This window comes from Inhella proteolytica (assembly GCF_016093275.1).
Taxonomy (GTDB): domain Bacteria; phylum Pseudomonadota; class Gammaproteobacteria; order Burkholderiales; family Burkholderiaceae_C; genus Inhella; species Inhella proteolytica.
This window is the reverse complement of sequence record NZ_JAEDAK010000003.1, coordinates 213,428-229,143: the sequence shown is the minus strand read 5'-3', so window position 1 is coordinate 229,143 and position 15,716 is coordinate 213,428. Positions and strand designations below refer to the sequence as shown.

General features: G+C 68.5%; 13 protein-coding genes. 10 read left to right on the top strand and 3 right to left on the bottom strand.

The annotated features are described in order from the left end of the window. Positions 1-32 precede the first annotated feature (32 nt). From I7X39_RS06130 to I7X39_RS06120, 3 genes are all read left to right on the top strand, one after another. On the top strand, positions 33-1,988 hold the full coding sequence (locus I7X39_RS06130; RefSeq protein ID WP_198110091.1) for a DNA topoisomerase IV subunit B: 1,956 nt from the start codon (positions 33-35) through the stop codon (positions 1,986-1,988). Positions 1,989-2,071: 83 nt separating this feature from the next. Continuing rightward, on the top strand, positions 2,072-2,596 hold the full coding sequence (locus I7X39_RS06125) for a hypothetical protein (RefSeq protein ID WP_198110090.1): 525 nt from the start codon (positions 2,072-2,074) through the stop codon (positions 2,594-2,596). Between the two features lie 86 nt (positions 2,597-2,682). Beyond that, positions 2,683-3,174, top strand: a complete 492-nt coding sequence (locus tag I7X39_RS06120; RefSeq protein WP_232351747.1) for a GNAT family N-acetyltransferase — start codon at positions 2,683-2,685, stop codon at positions 3,172-3,174. Positions 3,175-3,197: 23 nt separating this feature from the next. Here I7X39_RS06120 and I7X39_RS06115 read toward each other — a convergent pair whose 3' ends face one another. Beyond that, positions 3,198-5,450 (bottom strand): hypothetical protein, encoded by a 2,253-nt coding sequence (locus I7X39_RS06115; RefSeq protein WP_198110088.1) that lies wholly within the window; start codon positions 5,448-5,450, stop codon positions 3,198-3,200. A 244-nt stretch (positions 5,451-5,694) separates the two neighbouring features. Here I7X39_RS06115 and parC point away from each other — a divergent pair, with 244 nt between their 5' ends. Both parC and I7X39_RS06105 read left to right on the top strand, forming a co-directional pair. Next, a complete protein-coding gene (parC, locus tag I7X39_RS06110) occupies positions 5,695-8,031 on the top strand; it encodes a DNA topoisomerase IV subunit A (RefSeq protein WP_198110241.1) in 2,337 nt (778 codons plus the stop codon). Continuing rightward, on the top strand, positions 8,028-8,300 hold the full coding sequence (locus tag I7X39_RS06105; protein ID WP_198110087.1) for a DUF427 domain-containing protein: 273 nt from the start codon (positions 8,028-8,030) through the stop codon (positions 8,298-8,300). The genes parC and I7X39_RS06105 overlap by 4 nt, the downstream gene beginning before the upstream one ends. Here the strand turns inward: I7X39_RS06105 and I7X39_RS06100 are convergent. Continuing rightward, a complete protein-coding gene (locus I7X39_RS06100) occupies positions 8,290-9,237 on the bottom strand; it encodes a LysR substrate-binding domain-containing protein (RefSeq protein WP_198110086.1) in 948 nt (315 codons plus the stop codon). The two genes, I7X39_RS06105 and I7X39_RS06100, sit on opposite strands and share 11 nt — an antisense overlap. Positions 9,238-9,387: 150 nt before the next feature. Between I7X39_RS06100 and I7X39_RS06095 the strand changes: the two genes are divergently transcribed. The 3 genes from I7X39_RS06095 to I7X39_RS06085 all read left to right on the top strand — a co-directional run bounded on the left by I7X39_RS06095 (position 9,388) and on the right by I7X39_RS06085 (position 12,312). Beyond that, positions 9,388-9,624 (top strand): DUF2917 domain-containing protein, encoded by a 237-nt coding sequence (locus tag I7X39_RS06095; protein WP_198110085.1) that lies wholly within the window; start codon positions 9,388-9,390, stop codon positions 9,622-9,624. Continuing rightward, positions 9,621-10,187 carry a GNAT family N-acetyltransferase gene (locus I7X39_RS06090; protein WP_198110084.1) on the top strand — a complete coding sequence of 189 codons (567 nt, stop codon included), beginning with the start codon at positions 9,621-9,623 and terminating at the stop codon, positions 10,185-10,187. The genes I7X39_RS06095 and I7X39_RS06090 overlap by 4 nt, the downstream gene beginning before the upstream one ends. A 67-nt stretch (positions 10,188-10,254) precedes the next feature. Continuing rightward, on the top strand, positions 10,255-12,312 hold the full coding sequence (locus I7X39_RS06085; protein ID WP_198110083.1) for a M13 family metallopeptidase: 2,058 nt from the start codon (positions 10,255-10,257) through the stop codon (positions 12,310-12,312). Here the strand turns inward: I7X39_RS06085 and I7X39_RS06080 are convergent, their stop codons facing one another. Then, the gene (locus I7X39_RS06080; RefSeq protein WP_198110082.1) at positions 12,313-13,110 is read right to left on the bottom strand and encodes a substrate-binding periplasmic protein; all 798 of its coding nucleotides are present in this window, start codon (positions 13,108-13,110) and stop codon (positions 12,313-12,315) included. Between the two features lie 201 nt (positions 13,111-13,311). Between I7X39_RS06080 and I7X39_RS06075 the strand changes: the two genes are divergently transcribed. Then, on the top strand, positions 13,312-14,262 hold the full coding sequence (locus I7X39_RS06075; protein WP_198110081.1) for a LysR family transcriptional regulator: 951 nt from the start codon (positions 13,312-13,314) through the stop codon (positions 14,260-14,262). 4 nt (positions 14,263-14,266) lie between these two features. Beyond that, positions 14,267-15,676, top strand: coding sequence for a 3-isopropylmalate dehydratase large subunit (gene leuC / locus I7X39_RS06070; protein ID WP_198110080.1), 1,410 nt, complete (start codon positions 14,267-14,269; stop codon positions 15,674-15,676). Positions 15,677-15,716: the final 40 nt, after the last annotated feature.

Here is a 15,716-nt window from a genome sequence, read left to right as displayed (position 1 = left end):
TCCTAGAATCCGCGCCCTTCACTGGGACAGTCATGGCAGTCACCCCTCAATACGGAGAAGCCTCGATCCGCGTGCTCAAGGGCCTGGAGCCCGTCAAGCAGCGGCCGGGCATGTACACCCGCACCGACAACCCGCTGCACATCGTGCAGGAGGTGCTGGACAACGCGGCCGACGAGGCCCTGGCGGGCTTCGGCAAGCGCATTGCGCTCACGCTTCACACCGACGGCTCGGTCACCGTGGAGGACGACGGCCGCGGCATTCCCTTCGGCCTGCACCCGGAAGAGGGTGTGCCGGTGGTCGAGATCGTCTTCACCCGCCTGCACGCGGGTGGCAAGTTCGACAAGGGCGCCGGCGGCGCTTACAGCTTCTCGGGCGGCCTGCACGGCGTGGGCGTGTCCGTCACCAATGCCCTCTCCAAGCGCCTGGAGGTGACGGTGCAGCGCGAGGGCCAGACCGCCAGCATCGTGTTCTCGCATGGCGACGTCATCCAGCCCGTGCAGGTGCAGCCCGGCGCGCCGCGCAAGCAGGGCACCAAGGTGCGCGTCTGGCCGGAGGCCAAATACTTCGATGCCCCCGAGTTGCCGCGCGGCGAGCTGGTGCACCTGCTGCGCAGCAAGGCCGTGCTGATGCCGGGCGTGACCGTCACGCTGACCGACGAGAAAAAGGGTGAGACGCAGACCTGGCTCTACAAGGGCGGCCTGCGCGAGTACCTGCAGGGCAGCCTGAACGCCGAACCCATCGTCGAGCTCTTCGAGGGCGCCCATTACGCCAAGGCCAGCGACACCGAGAACTTCGCCGAGGGCGAAGGCGCGGCCTGGTGCGTGGCCTTCACCGAAGAGGCCGCCAGCCAGCGCGAAAGCTACGTCAACCTGATTCCCACCGTGGCCGGCGGCACGCACGAGGCCGGCTTGAAGGACGGCCTGTTCCAGGCCGTCAAGACCTTCATCGAGCTGCATTCGCTCCTGCCCAAGGGCGTCAAGCTGATGCCGGAGGACCTGTTCGGCCGCGCCAGCTTCGTGCTGAGTGCCAAGGTGCTGGACCCGCAGTTCCAGGGCCAGACCAAGGAGCGCTTGAACAGCCGCGACGCCCTGCGCCTGGTGGCCGGCTACGTGCGCCCGGCCTTCGAGCTCTGGCTGAACCAGCATGTGGAGCAAGGCAAGAAGCTGGCCGAGCTGGTCATCAAGCAGGCCCAGAGCCGCCAGCGCGCCGCGCAGAAGGTGGAAAAGAAGAAGGGCAGCGGCGTGGCTGTGCTGCCCGGCAAGCTGACCGATTGCGAGAGCCGAGACCTGAACCTGAACGAGCTCTTCCTGGTGGAGGGTGACTCGGCCGGCGGCAGCGCCAAGATGGGCCGCAACAAGGAAACCCAGGCCATCCTGCCGCTGCGCGGCAAGGTGCTGAACACCTGGGAGGTCGAGCGCGACCTGCTCTTCAAGAACACCGAGGTGCACGACATCGCGGTGGCCATTGGCGTCGACCCCCATGCGCCGGACAGCAACCCTGACCTGAGCGGCCTTCGCTACGGCAAGGTCTGCATCCTCTCGGACGCCGACGTGGACGGCGCCCACATCCAGGTGCTGCTGCTCACGCTGTTCCAGAAGCACTTTCCGGCCCTGGTGCAGGCGGGCAACGTCTTCGTCGCCCGACCGCCGCTGTTCCGCGTGGATGCCCCGGCGCGCGGCAAGAAGCCGCCAGTCAAGCTGTATGCGCTGGACGAGGGCGAGCTCACCGCCATCCTCGACAAGCTGCGCAAGGAAGGCGCCCGCGAAGGCAGCTGGACCATCAGCCGCTTCAAGGGCCTGGGCGAGATGAATGCCGAGCAGCTTTGGGACACCACGCTGAACCCGGACACCCGGCGCCTGCTGCGTGTCAGCGCCCCAGACGCCGAGGCGGCTGCGCAGGTGCTGACCCAGCTGATGGGCCGCAATGAGGCGGCGGCGCGGCGCGAGCTGATGGAGCGCCTGGGCGACTCCGTTGAGGTGGATGTTTGAGCAGAGGGGATCCACCTGTCCAATCTGGCCCGGGCGGGCCGGATTTCGTAATCAGCTTCGCCCCTGGTGCCTTTGTCCGGTACTTGTACGTCGCCACATTTCTTCCCCTGCTGCTGTTTGTGCCCGGGCTCATTTATGCAGTCCTGTTGAAGCGCGCCGAGTTGGTGACCTTCTGGAATTACGTTTCTGTCACTGTGCTTGTGGCAATGTCATTGGCCATGCTCTGCGCTGCACTGGGCATGGTGCATGGGGTGGTTACCGCGCTCCGCTTGATGTGGAAGGCGCATTGGCAAGGGTTTGCAGTTCGTTTCGACGCCCGCGGCGTTAGCGTGGTTGGGCGCGGCCTGATTCCCTGGCGTGACATTTCGGGCCTTGACGTCGTCCAGTCGAAGGAGTCGAAGCAACCGTTCCTGCAGGTTCGCGTGCCGAGTCATGTTCCGATCAGAAGGCACTGGCTGCTTGGGCTTGTTCTGCCCCTCAAGGTCCATCCATGGGATGAAGCCCGTGCCATTCACATCCCTGTCGGAGACCTGGAGCTAGAGCCTCATGGTTTGCAGGAGGGGCTTCGCCCTTGGCAGGCCTGGGCTGAGCGTGACGACCGTGGCTGAAAGAACCTGGTCAAGCTGCAGCCTTTGAGAGCAAGGTGAACCCACCAATGGTTGAGCGATTTGTGACCCCCCGCCTGCGCCCCACCATGCTGAGCGACCTGGACTGGGTCGTCAGCGTGGAGCAGGACGGTGCCAACCGCCCCTTCATTACCCCCTGGGAGCGCACCCAGCACGAAGGGGCGATCCGCTTTCCGGATTGCCGGCACTTCATCGTCGAAAGCCCGGAACAGGACCGCCTGGGCTTCGTCATCCTGCAGGGCTGCCGCAACCCGCATGGCTCGATCGAGCTCAAGCGCCTGGTGCTGCAGACCAAGGGCCAGGGCCTGGGCAGGGCCTGTGTGCGCTTGTTGAAGAAGCTTGCCTTCACGCAGATGCACGCACACCGCTTCTGGCTGGACGTGAAGGCGCTGAACGAGCGGGCGCACCAGCTCTACCTCAGCGAAGGCTTCGTCGAGGAAGGGCGGCTGCGCGAGTCGGTGCGCGTCACCCTGGATGGCGCGGACGGCTACGACAGCCTGATCGTCATGTCCCTGCTGGATCGCGAGTACCAGGCCCGGGTGGCGATGGGCCTGGAATGATGCGGAGCGTCTGACGTCCTGAATCAGCGCCGCGGCGCGGTGCTCTGCCAACCCGCCGGGGCAGGCGGCAGCGGTTTGTCGGGGCCGCTGTGGCGCATCTGCATGACACGGCGCTCGGCCTGCAACTGTTGCCATTGCGTCAGCGTCGGCAGGGCTGCCGCCTGGGCCTTCACGCGCGGCGCAGCGGCGGGCTGCTCCAGATTGGCCGTCCAGCTTTCGCCGGCACGCATGGCAATGGGCGCAGGCAGCAGATCGACTTCGTTCTCACCGGCCCAGGGCGCCAGGTCGGCCACCACGGCGCGCGCCCGTGGGCGGATGGCGGGTTCGCCGATGCGGCCGCGCTGGCCCCAGCGCACGATGATGCTGGAACCGGTGGCGCCGGTCGGGAAATCGTCGGAAATGGCGAAGTCGCGCCGGATGCCCTGGCGCCGTTGCATCAGGAACTCCTCCAGCGTCATCGCGGTGTCTTCGCGCGAGGTGGAGTAGGCGTAGTCGTCCGTCGCCAGGTCGGGGGCGAAGAAGCCGGCGATGTCGGCGGGCGTGTAGGCCTTTTGCTGGGCGGTGGCTGTCTTGCCGCGGAACAGCACGTCGCCCAGCGCCAGCATCGGCTGGGAGCTCAGCGGGTAGAGCGCCTGCACCCGGTCCGATGTGAGCTGGTAGTTCGCGTAGCGCGGGTAGATGTTGTCCCATGCGCTGCGGAAGTTCTGCAGGCTGCTGTAGGCGGACGGTGGCATGAAGTCCAGCGCATGGGTCAGTTCGTGGAACATCAGCCAGGTGGCCTCGTTGCGCACCTCGTCCAGCGGGCGGGTGATGCGCGCGGCGGGGTCGTAGTACTTGAACAGGCGCTGGTTGTCCTTGGTGTAGCGCCACAGGGTGTCGAACTGCAGGGCGTTGCCGAATTCGCTGCGGTAGTCGGGCGCCTCGTTCATCGTGTCGCGCTCCTCGGGCGTCAGCCAGAAGGACTCGCCGTCCAGATAGATCGCCCCGGTGCCGGCGTAATAGAACGACGGCCGGATGTGGGTGGAAAGCACGATGGCGGTGACGCTGCCCAGCATGCGGCGCATGTCGCCATTCGTGTCGTGCTCGCGCAGGAAGGCTTCGAAGTTGCGGCCCAGCCAGTCGTGCGAGACCAGCACGCGGTCCATCACTTCGTCCACCGTGGGGGTGGCACCGCCCTTTTGCTGGGCGATGAAGGGCAGGGTGCTGAGCAGGCAGACGTTGTAGCGCGGCCCCGAGTGGTAGATGCCGGGGTCGTACACGCAGTTGCGCAGCACGCTGGCGTAGGGCCCGTTCGGCTTGTAGGGGTAGGTGCGCGAGATCTGGTCGCCCGCCCACATGGCATTGGTGTCGCTCGCCGGGGCCTGCTGCTTGTATTCCACCAGCACCATGGCCTCGTCGCTGTCCACCTTGCCTTGCGCGGTGTAGAGCGTGGCGCGCAGGCGGATCAGGGTGTCGCGCGCGACCGTGGGGGCGGTGAACAGGGCCTGGCGCGGGTTGCGCGTGTCCAGGGTGACGGTCGGGCCTTCGAGCTGGGTCCAGACGATGGTCTTGAGGCTGTCGCCCTCCGGCAGGCTGGGCCAGGCGCGCAGCGAGACCTTGCCGCCCATGCGCACGGAGTGGCTGGCGCGCAGGGTCAGGCGTGCGGTTTCGCTGCTGGGGGCGGCCGCCACCTGAACGGTCTGGGCTTCCTTGCGCTCCACGCCGAGCGAATCCTTGTAGCTCACCTCGAAGGCGTAGCTGCCGGGCTCCGGCGGGTCGAAGCTGATGGTTTGCGTCTTGTCGGCCGGCAGCGGCACGCTGGCGCCGCCGGTTTGACGCCACTGCACCGAGGCGATGGCACCGCCGCAGCCGGCCACCGTCAGCCCGACGTTCTTGCCTACCTGGGGGGCGAAGCTCGCAAAGCGTTCAAACCCGGCTCCGGCCGCACACAGCCGCGAGGCGGTGCGGGGCAGGGGGGTGATGAACTGCGTCAGCTCGCCCACCGGCTTGATCTCGGTGCCGAAAAAGCCGCCGAGCACGTACACCTGCCCCTCGCGCACGCCCAGGTAGATGCCGGTGCTCTCGTAATAGCGGTACAGGTAGCCGAGCGCGCTGGCCGTGGCCGGTGTGCCGGGAAAGTACTCGGGGTAATAGACCTGCGCGAACTCAAACAGCTGGCGCGCGGCTTCCTCGGGGTCCACGGCCGCGCTGTCCGCCGAGCTGGCCGAGGGGCTCGACAAGGCACGCACGCGCAGCGCCGCAGCTGCCTGCTCGGCGGGTGCTGGGGGCTGAGCCACGTCCCCTCCGCCGCAACCCGTCAAGAGGAGACTGCTTCCCAGAATGGCGCCGCAGAACCAGCGCTGAATTGCGATTCCCACCTTGTGCTCCCGATCCGTCTTGGGCAAAGGGTCGCGAGGGTAGCAGCCAGCGCGCCCAGCCTGGCGGGTCGGCCCCAAGGCGGGTGTGCGCTTTGCCGCACCGCGCTTTGGAGACAATGCGCGCCCTCCCGAGGTGACCCCGATGCCCGAGCAGTTGAGTTTGATGGATGACGTGCCCCCACCCCAAGGCCCTCAGGGCGGCGGGGGTAGCGAGGACGGTGATGCCCTGAATCTGGGCGAATACGCCCAGCGCGCCTACCTGGAGTACGCGCTCTCGGTCGTCAAGGGCCGGGCGCTGCCGGTGGTGAGCGACGGCCAGAAGCCGGTGCAGCGCCGCATCCTGTATGCGATGTTCCGCATGGGCCTGGCCTGGAGCGGCGCGAATGGCGCCAAACCCGTGAAGAGCGCGCGCGTGGTGGGTGATGTGCTGGGTCGCTTCCACCCCCATGGCGACCAGGCCGCCTACGACGCCCTGGTGCGCATGGCGCAGGATTTCGCCCAGCGCTACCCGCTGGTGGACGGCCAGGGCAACTTCGGCAGCCGCGACGGCGACGGCGCCGCCGCGATGCGCTACACCGAGGCCCGCCTGACGCCGCTGGCGCGCCTGCTGCTGGAAGAAATCGACGAAGGCACCGTCGACTTCACACCGAATTACGACGGCTCTACCGAGGAACCGCAGGCCCTGCCGGCGCGTCTGCCCTTCGTGCTGCTCAATGGCGCCAGCGGCATTGCCGTGGGCATGGCCACCGAAGTGCCCAGCCACAACCTGCGCGAGGTGGCCGAGGCGGCGGTGAAGCTGCTGCGCGACCCCAAGCTGAGCGATGACGAGCTGTACGCCGCCATCCCCGGCCCCGATTTCCCCGGTGGCGCACAGATCATCTCGGCGCCCGAGGACATCCGCGCCGCCTATGCATCGGGGCGCGGCTCGCTGAAGCTGCGCGCGCGCTGGAAGGTCGAGGACCTGGCGCGCGGGCAGTGGCAGCTGGTCATCACCGAGCTGCCGCACGGCGTCTCCAGCCAGAAGGTGCTGGAGGAGATCGAGGAAATCTCCAACCCCAAGGTCAAGACCGGCAAGAAGGCCGTCACGCCCGAGCAGCTGCAGCTGAAGAACACCCTGCTGGCCGTGCTGGACGGGGTGCGCGACGAGAGCAGCAAGGACGCCCCGGTGCGTCTGGTGTTCGAGCCGAAGAGCCGCACCGTGGCGGTGGAGGAACTGACCCAGGTGCTGCTGGCCCACACCAGCCTGGAAACCAGCTCGCCCATCAACCTGACGATGGTCGGCCTGGACGGCAAGCCGGTGCAGAAGACCCTGCGCGAGCTGCTGCTGGAGTGGCTGCAGTTCCGCCAGACCACGATCGAGCGGCGCAGCCGGTACCGCCTGCAGAAGGCCGAGGACCGCATCCACATCCTCGAAGGCCGGCAGATCGTGCTGCTGAACATCGACGAGGTGATCGCCATCATCCGCGCCAGCGACGAGCCCAAGGCCGCGCTGATCGAGCGCTTCCGACTCAGCGACCGGCAGGCCGAGGACATCCTCGAGATCCGCCTGCGTCAGCTCGCGCGCTTGGAGGCGATCAAGATCGAGCAGGAGCTGAAGAACCTGCGCGACGAAGCCGACAAACTGCGCGACATCCTCGGCAACCCCGGCACGCTCAAGCGCCTGATGGTCAAGGAGATCGAGGCCGACGCCAAGCAGTTCGGCGACGCGCGCCGCACCCTGATCCAGGCCGAGAAGCGCGCCGTGGCCGAGCTCAAGGTGGTGGACGAGCCCGTCACCGTCGTCATCAGCCAAAAGGGCTGGGCGCGCGCGCTCAAGGGCCATGAGGTGGACATCAACGGCCTGGGTTTCAAGGCCGGCGATGCGCTCTACGACGCCTTCCGCTGCCGCAGCGTGGACACCCTGATTGCACTGGGCTCCAGCGGGCGCAGCTACTCGGTGGCGGTCTCGGCCCTGCCGGGCGGCCGGGGGGATGGCGCGCCGGTGACCAGCCTGATCGAGCTGGAGCCGGGCACCCAGCTGCTGCACTACATCGCCGGCCCGGCCGGGCAATCGGTGGTGCTGGCCGGAAGCGGCGGCTACGGCCTGGTGGCCACGGTGGGCGACCTCACGGCCTCCAAGCGCGTCGGCAAGGCCTTCCTGAGCCTGGAGCCAGGCGAGCTGCCGCTGCGTCCCTGCATGGTCAGCCCGGAGCAGCCTCAGTTGGCCTGCCTGGCCGAAGACGGCCATCTGCTCACCTATGCAGTGACCGAGCTCAAGCTCCAGCCCAAGGGTGGCCGCGGCCTGATGCTGATGGAGCTGGCGCCCAAGGTGACGCTCCAGGCGGTGTGCTGCTTTGCCAGTGGCCTGCTGCTCAGCGGCATCGCGCGCGGCAACAAGCCCAAGGAGGAGCTGCTGCGCCTGTCCGGCCTGGCGGCCCATGCGGGCAAGCGCGCGCGCAAGGGCAAGCCGGTGGAAGGATTCAAACAAGTCACCGGCATGGTGGCGGGGGTCAAGGAATGAAGGCGATCTGGAACGGCGTGGTGTTGGCCGAAAGCGATGACACCCTGGTGCTGGACGGCAACCACTACTTCCCGGCTGCCAGCCTCAAGCGCGAGTTCACCACCTTCAGCAACCACCGCTCGCGCAGCGCCTATGGCGAGGAGCAGTGGCTCAGCCTGTTTGTCAACGGCGACCTGCTGCCCGATGCGGTGTGGAGCTACCCGGCGCCCAGCCTGGAGGCGCTGAAGGACCGGATCGCCTTCGTGCGCGGCGTCAGCCTCAGCGACTGAGTTCCTTGCTGCCGGCCCCGCCGCCGGCGGGTGCGGCCTGCTGCAACAGCCATTGCTCGAAGGCGCGCACCGCCGGGCGCGCGCGGGCGGCCGGGTCCACCCGCAGCTGGTAGGCGCGCGCCGAAGCCACCGGCCCGGCAAAGGGCGTGATCAGCTGGCCGCTGGCCAGCAGGTCGTCCACCAGCGGGCGGCGCCCCAGGGCCACGCCCTGGCCGGCCACCGCGGCCGCCACCGCTTCGGCATAACTGGTGAAGCTCAGGCGCGCGGCCGGGCGCAGGTCGGACAGGCCGAATGCGACCAGCCAGGCCTCCCACTCGGCCGGCATGCCGGCGGTGTCCATGTCCAGGGCGATGTGCAGCAGCGTGTGGCGGGCCAGGTCGGCCGGCTCGCGCAGCGGCAGGCCCAGCTCATCCACCAGGCGCGGGCTGCAGATCGGTTGCATGGCCTCGGCGAACAGCTGGCGTCCGGCTTCGCCCACGCGGGCATAGCGCACCGCCAGGTCAAAGCCTTCGGCCGCCAGGTTGCGGTTTTCCAGCGTGGCGTCCACGCGCACGTCGATGCCCGGATGGGCGCGCGTGAAGGCGGTCAGGCGCGGGATCAGCCAGAGCGCCGCGAAGCCCGGCGTCGTCGTCAGCGACAGCAGCTCGCGCTGCAGCGGCGCGCGCAGCTCGCGCATCGCCCCGCGCAGGCCACCCAGGGCCTGGGTGCAGGCCGCCAGCAGGCGCTGGCCCTCGGCCGTCAGCGCCAGGGCGCGGTGGCGGCGCTGAAACAGGGGCAGGCCCAGGTCCTCCTCCAGCGCGCGGATCTGCCGGCTCATCGCCGACTGGGTGACGAAGCGCTCGGCGGCGGCCTTGGTGAAGCTCAGATGGCGCGCGGCCGCCTCGAAGGCGGCCAGCAGCTCGAGCGGCGGGAGTCGGTCCAGGGGCTTGTTTTGCATGCGCTCAGGGAATGCGATGCCTTCCCATTCATCGTTTGTCAGCAGGGCGTGGACGCCCGAATATGCCGCCACGGCGGCCGAACCACAAGCTGCCCAGGGCCAGGCAGGCCTTCATGAGATGCATGCCTGGCCGGAATCCTGGAGGCATCCATGTGGATCGAAACCCAAGCCAGCCGTTTGACCCTGCAGCCCGGCCAGAGCGCGCGCCTGCTGGCCGCCTTGCACACCCGCGTGCGCAGCGCGGCCGGCACGCTCTGGCTGACCCTCGATGAAGACCCGCGCGACATCGTGCTGGGGCCGCAGGAAAGCTTCGAGGTCGACCGGTGCGCCGGCCTGTTGGTCTGTGCCCTGGGCGGCCCGGCCGAGCTGGAGTGGGAGCAGCCATGAACGCGCTGTTTCCTTCGGCCAGCGCCGGCCTGCTGGAGCGGACGGCGCCCGAGCAGCTGGCCCTGGCAGGCGGGCGCCGGCTCCAGCTCCGCGCCGTCCGGGCCGCGGACAGCCCCGCCTTGCAGGCCTTCTTCACGGCCCTGTCGGTCGATTCACGCCACCAGCGTTTCCACGCCGGCGTCAGCCAGATCGGCCCGGGCCTGCTGCGCCGCATGGTCGAAGTCGACCCGCAGCGCCACGTTGCCCTGGTGGCCGAGACGCCGGGCGCTGCCGAGCTGGTGGCCGACGCCCGCTACGTGCACGGTGCGGACGGCACGGCGGAGTTCGCGATTGCCGTGGCCGACGCCTGGCAGGGCCTGGGCCTGGCCCGTGCACTGATGGCCCGGCTGGGCCGCCTGGCGCGTGCCCAGGGCCTGCGCCAGCTCTACGGCGACGTGCTGCCCGGCAACCGGCGCATGCTGGCCGTGATGCGGGGCCTGGGTGCCGAGCTGCACCCGCACCCCGAGGACGATGAGCTGCAGCGCCTGGTGTTCGAACTGGGGCGCAGCCTGGGGGCTGACTGAGCACGCCAGAACGGCCCGGTGCGCCTGACGGAAGGCGGATGCACCCGCCCGCGCGGACAATGCCGGGATGAAAATTTCAAGCCTTTCCCTGGCACTCGCTGCCGCCCTTGGCCTGGGCCTGGCCCGGGCCGATGACCAGCCCCTGCGCCAGCTGCCCTACACCCCCAGTCTCGATGTCTCGGCCATGGACCGCAGCGTCGACCCCTGTGAAGACCTGTACCAGTACGCTTGCGGCGGGTGGATGAAGAACAACCCCATCCCCGCCGACGAGGCGCGCTGGGGGGTTTACTCCAAGGTGGCGAACGAGAACCGGCTCTACCTGTGGGGCGTGTTGCAGGAGCTGGCACAGCCCGCCGCCACTGCGCGCAGCGCCCAGCAACAACAGCTGGGCGACTACTTCGGCGCCTGCATGAACGAGCAGGCCGTGAACGAGGCCGGCCTCAAGCCCTTGAAGCCGCTGCTGGAGCGCATCGACGCCCTGCGGCACAAGCGTGACCTGCCCGCCCTGCTGGCTGCACTGCACCTGCTGCTGGACAACGAGCGCGCCTTTTTCCGCTTCGCCAGCGGCCAGGACTTCAACGACGCCACCCAGGTCATCGCCTTCGTCTCGGCCGGCGGCCTGGGCCTGCCTGAGCGGGACTTGTACCTGAAGAACGACGCCCGCTCGCGCAAGCTGCGCGCCGAGTACCAGGCCCATGTGGCACGCAGCCTGGCGCGTGCCGGTGCCGCGGCCGAGCAGGCGCAGCGCCAGGCACGCAGCGTGCTGGCCTTCGAGACCGAGCTCGCCCGCGCCACGCTCAGCCCCGTGCAGCGACGCGACCCCTACAAGCTCTCGAACCGCCTCAGTTTCGAACAGCTGCAGGCCCTGACGGCCGGCTTCGACTGGGCCGCTTACCGCAGCGCCCTGGGAGTGGAGCAGGCCCTGCCGGTGCTGAACGTGACCGAGCCGCGCTTCATCAAGCGCTGGGCGGCTCTGCTGCAGCAGACCGACCTGGCCACGCTCAAGACCCTGCTGCGCTGGCAGGTGTTGAGCAGCCAGGCCGAGTTCCTGGACGCCGGCTGGCAAGCCGAGCAGTTCGGCTTCTATGGCAAGACCCTGCAAGGCGTGCCGGCCCAGAAGGCGCGCTGGAAGCGCTGTGTGGAACTGGTGGACGCGCAGCTGGGCGAGGCCCTGGGCCAGGAGTTCGTGGCGCGCAACTTCAGCCCGGAGCTGAAGGAGCGCGTCATCAAGATGACCGACCAGATCAAGGCCGCGATGGCGCGCCGCATCGAGGCGCTGGACTGGATGAGCCCGGCCACCAAGGCGCGCGCGCAGGAAAAGCTCGCCAGCATGGTCAATAAGGTCGGCTACCCGGACAACTGGCGCGACTACAGCGCCTTCCAGGTGCGGCGCGATGACTTCCTCGGCAATCTGCAGCGCGGCAATGCCTTCGAGCTGAAGCGCCAGCTGGCCAAGATCGGCAAGCCGCTGGACCGCGGCGAGTGGGGCATGACACCGCAGACGGTGAACGCCTACTACAACGCCCAGATGAACGACATCAACTTTCCGGCCGCGGTGCTGCAGCCGCCGCTGTACGACGCCAAGCTGGACGACGCGCCCAGCTACGGCAACACCGGCGGCACCATCGGCCACGAGCTCATCCACGGCTTTGACGATGAAGGTCGCCAGTTCGACGCCCAGGGCCGCCTGAAGGACTGGTGGACCACCCAGGACACCAAGGCCTTCGAGCGCCGCGCCGCCTGCGTGAGCAAGCAGTACGGCCAGTACACGGTGATCGACCAGCTCAAGATCAACAGCCAGCTGACCCTGGGCGAGGACCTCGCCGACCTCGGCGGCCTGGTGCTGGCGCTCGAAGCCTGGAAAGAGCAGATCAAGGGCCTGACGCTGGAGAACCGCGACGGCCTCACACCCGAGCAGCGCTTCTTCGTCGGTTTCGCGCAGTGGGACTGCAGCCACGCCCGCCCCGAGTACGCGCGCCTGCACGCCGCCACCGACCCGCACTCGCCCGGCCGCTACCGCATCAACGGCGTGGCGGTGAACATGCCCGAGTTCGCCCAGGCCTTTGCCTGCAAGCCGGGGCAGAAGATGGTCAAGAAGGACGCGGAGCGCTGCCGCGTCTGGTGATCAGGACAGGTAGCGCTGGCGCAGCTCGCGCAGTTCGCCACTCTCGCGCAGGGCCTTGAGGCCGCGGTCGATCAGCGCGCGCAGGGCCTCGCCCTGCGGGTGCTGGCGCGAGATCAGCATGTGGAACTCGCCGCGCGCCAGGCCGGGAATCGGCGCGTGGCCGAGGTCGGGGTCCGCCAGCAGGTCGCGCCCCAGGCGCTTGAAGCCGGCCACGGCCTCCAGTTTTTCGATGCCGATCTCGCAGCGGCCCGCATGAAGCTTGGCGATCACGCGCGAGAAGTCGAGCGCGCCGCGATCCACCTGCTCGTCGCTGAGCCCGTAGGCGCTGTAGTTGTAGCCATGCACGCCGCAGATGTGATAGCGGGTGAGGTCGGCCACATCGCGCAGTTGCAAGCCACGCGGGTAGACCTTGCGTGAGTAGAAGTAGGTGTGGGTGGTCTCGTAATAGGGCTGGCTCAGCAGGAAGCGCGCCTCGCGCTCCGGGCTGAAGCTGGCGTTCAAGGCCATCTGGAACTGCTGGCCCGACTCGACCTCGCGCAGGCAGCGCACCCAGGGCAGCAGCTCCACCTTCAGGGTGATGCGCTGCGGCGCCAGGATGCGGCGCAGCACCTCCACCGAATAGCCCACCACCTTGGCCTGCGCCTGGCCGCGCGCATCGCGTTCGCGGTAGGTGAAGGGCGGCCATTCGGCCACGTCGTCACACACCGCCACCGTTCTCAGGGCCGGGTTGGCCAGGGCGCCCCCGCTGCCAAGTGCGATCAGGGACAGGAATACGGCGGCGAAACGGAGCTTGAGCATCGGCTGTCAGCGTACGGGCGCGCGCCGAAGCGCGCGTGACAGATTGGTACAAAACCGACAAACCCGCCTGTGCATTTCTCACGACCCGAGCGCCCACCGGTTCATTGCGGCACGCATTGGCCAAAGCCTTCGTTTTGAAAGTAGTGATAGGCTGTAATCACGCGAAGATTCCTTCATCAACGAAGCTTTAGAGTGACCACCATGCGCCTTGACCTCACCACCCTCCACCTCGTGCTGGCCATCGAGCGCACCCGCTCGATCACCGCCGGTGCCAAGGCCGAGCATTTGGCGCTCGCGGCCGCCAGCAAGCGCCTGGCGGACCTGGAGACGCGTCTGGGGGTCAAGTTGTTCGAGCGCCGCGCCCGTGGCGTGGAGCCCACCGAGGCTGGCCGCGCGCTGGTGCGCCACATCCGCACCTTGCAGGCCAGCTTGCACGCGATGGAATCCGAGGTGGTCGAGTTCGCACGCGGCATCAAGGGCCATCTGCGCATCGTCGCCAATGGCGGCGCGATTGCCGAGTGCCTGCCGGCCGACCTGGCGGCGTTCTCCAGCCGCCACCCGCAGATCCGCATCAGCCTGGAAGACCTGACCAGCGCGGAAGTGCAGGCCGCCGTGGCCGAGGGCCGTGCGGATGTGGGCATCTTCACGCCGCCGGTGCTGGACAACCGGCTCACGCACCAGATCTACCGCATCTCGCGCCTGGCCGTGGTGGTGCCGCGCGGGCATGCATTGGCCAGTCTGAACGTGGTGCGCTTCGACGACCTGCTGGACCACGACCTCATTGGCCTGCACGCCGGCGCCGCCGCGCAGGAACTGATGCGCGAGCAGGCCGCCGCACGCGGCAAGACCCTGCGCGCCCGCCTGCAGGTGCGCGGCTTCGACGCCATCGCCCAGCTGGTGGAAGCGGGCCTGGGCGTGGCGGTGATGCCGCGCGGCCCGGCCGAGCGCTTCGCCCAGCTCTTTGAAGTGGAATGCCTGACTCTGGCCGAGCCTTGGGCGGCACGCGAATACCGCTTGGCCACGCCGCGCCAGGAATCCCTGCCCACCGTGGTGCAGCGCTTTGTGGAAGCGCTGTGCCCGCCCCAGGCGGCGGCTGCCGCCGAGGCCGCCCTGGCGGCCGCCCGATCCGATTTAGCCTCCAGAAAAGACTGAGAACGTGGCCAAGACCCTGTACGACAAGCTCTGGGACGAGCATGTGGTGCGTCGCGAAGACGATGGCACCAGCTTGCTCTACATCGACCGCCATCTGCTGCATGAAGTGACCAGCCCGCAGGCCTTTGAAGGCCTGAGCCTGGCGGGCCGCAAGGTCTTCCGTCTGGCCGCCAACCTGGCGGTGAGCGACCACAACGTGCCCACCACCGACCGCAGCGCCGGCATTGCCGACCCGGTGAGCAAGCTGCAGGTCGACACGCTCGATGCCAACTGCGACAAGCACGGCATCCGCCAGTTCAAGATGAGCGACCGCCGCCAGGGCATCGTGCACGTCATCGGCCCCGAGCAGGGCGCCACGCTGCCCGGCATGACGGTGGTCTGTGGCGACAGCCACACCTCCACCCACGGCGCCTTTGCCGCGCTGGCGCATGGCATTGGCACCTCTGAGGTGGAGCATGTGCTGGCCACGCAATGCCTGCTCGCCAAGAAGGCCAAGAACATGCTCGTGCGCGTGAACGGCCGCCTGCAGCCGGGTGTGAGCGCCAAGGATCTGGTGCTGGCCATCATCGGCCGCATCGGCACGGCGGGCGGCACCGGCTACACCATCGAATTCGGCGGCGAAGCCGTGCAGGCCCTGAGCATGGAAGGCCGCATGACGGTGTGCAACATGGCCATCGAGGCCGGTGCGCGCGCCGGCCTGGTGGCGGTGGACGACACCACCATCGAGTACCTGCGGGGTCGCCCCCTGAGCCCGGCTGGCGCGGAGTGGGACGCCGCCGTGGCCTACTGGCGCACCCTGCACAGCGACCCCGATGCCCACTTCGACACCGTGGTGGAGCTGGACGCGACCCTGATCGCGCCGCAGGTCAGCTGGGGCACCTCGCCCGAGATGGTGCTGCCGGTGGATGCCTTCACGCCCGAGCCCTCGCGCGCCAGCGACGCCGTGCAGCGTGACGCCCAGAACCGTGCCCTGCAGTACATGGGCCTGCAGCCGCACCAGCGCATCGATTCCATTGCGGTGGACAAGGTTTTCATCGGCTCCTGCACCAACAGCCGCATCGAGGACCTGCGCGAAGCCGCGGCCGTGGTGCAGCGCGTGGGCGGCAAGGTGGCCAAGGGCATCAAGCTGGCCCTGGTGGTGCCGGGTTCGGGCCTCGTCAAGGCCCAGGCCGAGGCCGAGGGCCTGGACCGCGTGTTCAAGTCGGCTGGTTTCGAGTGGCGCGAGCCGGGCTGCTCGATGTGCCTGGCTATGAACGCCGACCGCCTGGAGCCGGGCGAGCGCTGCGCCAGCACCAGCAACCGTAATTTCGAAGGCCGGCAGGGTGCCGGCGGCCGTACCCACCTGGTGAGCCCGGCCATGGCGGCCGCAGCGGCCATGAAAGGGCGCTTCGTGGATGTCCGCAAGCTGAACTGATGCTTCGGGAGCGCGGCATGATTTCGGTATGTCCGCATTT

What these genes read in the sequence shown, in the direction of transcription:
- I7X39_RS06130 (WP_198110091.1), top strand. Translation starts at nt 33, where the DNA reads ATGGCAGTCACCCCTCAATACGGAGAAGCCTCGATCCGCGTGCTCAAG.
- I7X39_RS06120 (WP_232351747.1), top strand. Translation starts at nt 2,683, where the DNA reads ATGCTGAGCGACCTGGACTGGGTCGTCAGCGTGGAGCAGGACGGTGCC.
- parC (WP_198110241.1), top strand. Translation starts at nt 5,695, where the DNA reads ATGGATGACGTGCCCCCACCCCAAGGCCCTCAGGGCGGCGGGGGTAGC.
- I7X39_RS06105 (WP_198110087.1), top strand. Translation starts at nt 8,028, where the DNA reads ATGAAGGCGATCTGGAACGGCGTGGTGTTGGCCGAAAGCGATGACACC.
- I7X39_RS06100 (WP_198110086.1), bottom strand. Translation starts at nt 9,237, where the DNA reads ATGCAAAACAAGCCCCTGGACCGACTCCCGCCGCTCGAGCTGCTGGCC.
- I7X39_RS06095 (WP_198110085.1), top strand. Translation starts at nt 9,388, where the DNA reads ATGTGGATCGAAACCCAAGCCAGCCGTTTGACCCTGCAGCCCGGCCAG.
- I7X39_RS06090 (WP_198110084.1), top strand. Translation starts at nt 9,621, where the DNA reads ATGAACGCGCTGTTTCCTTCGGCCAGCGCCGGCCTGCTGGAGCGGACG.
- I7X39_RS06085 (WP_198110083.1), top strand. Translation starts at nt 10,255, where the DNA reads ATGAAAATTTCAAGCCTTTCCCTGGCACTCGCTGCCGCCCTTGGCCTG.
- I7X39_RS06080 (WP_198110082.1), bottom strand. Translation starts at nt 13,110, where the DNA reads ATGCTCAAGCTCCGTTTCGCCGCCGTATTCCTGTCCCTGATCGCACTT.
- I7X39_RS06075 (WP_198110081.1), top strand. Translation starts at nt 13,312, where the DNA reads ATGCGCCTTGACCTCACCACCCTCCACCTCGTGCTGGCCATCGAGCGC.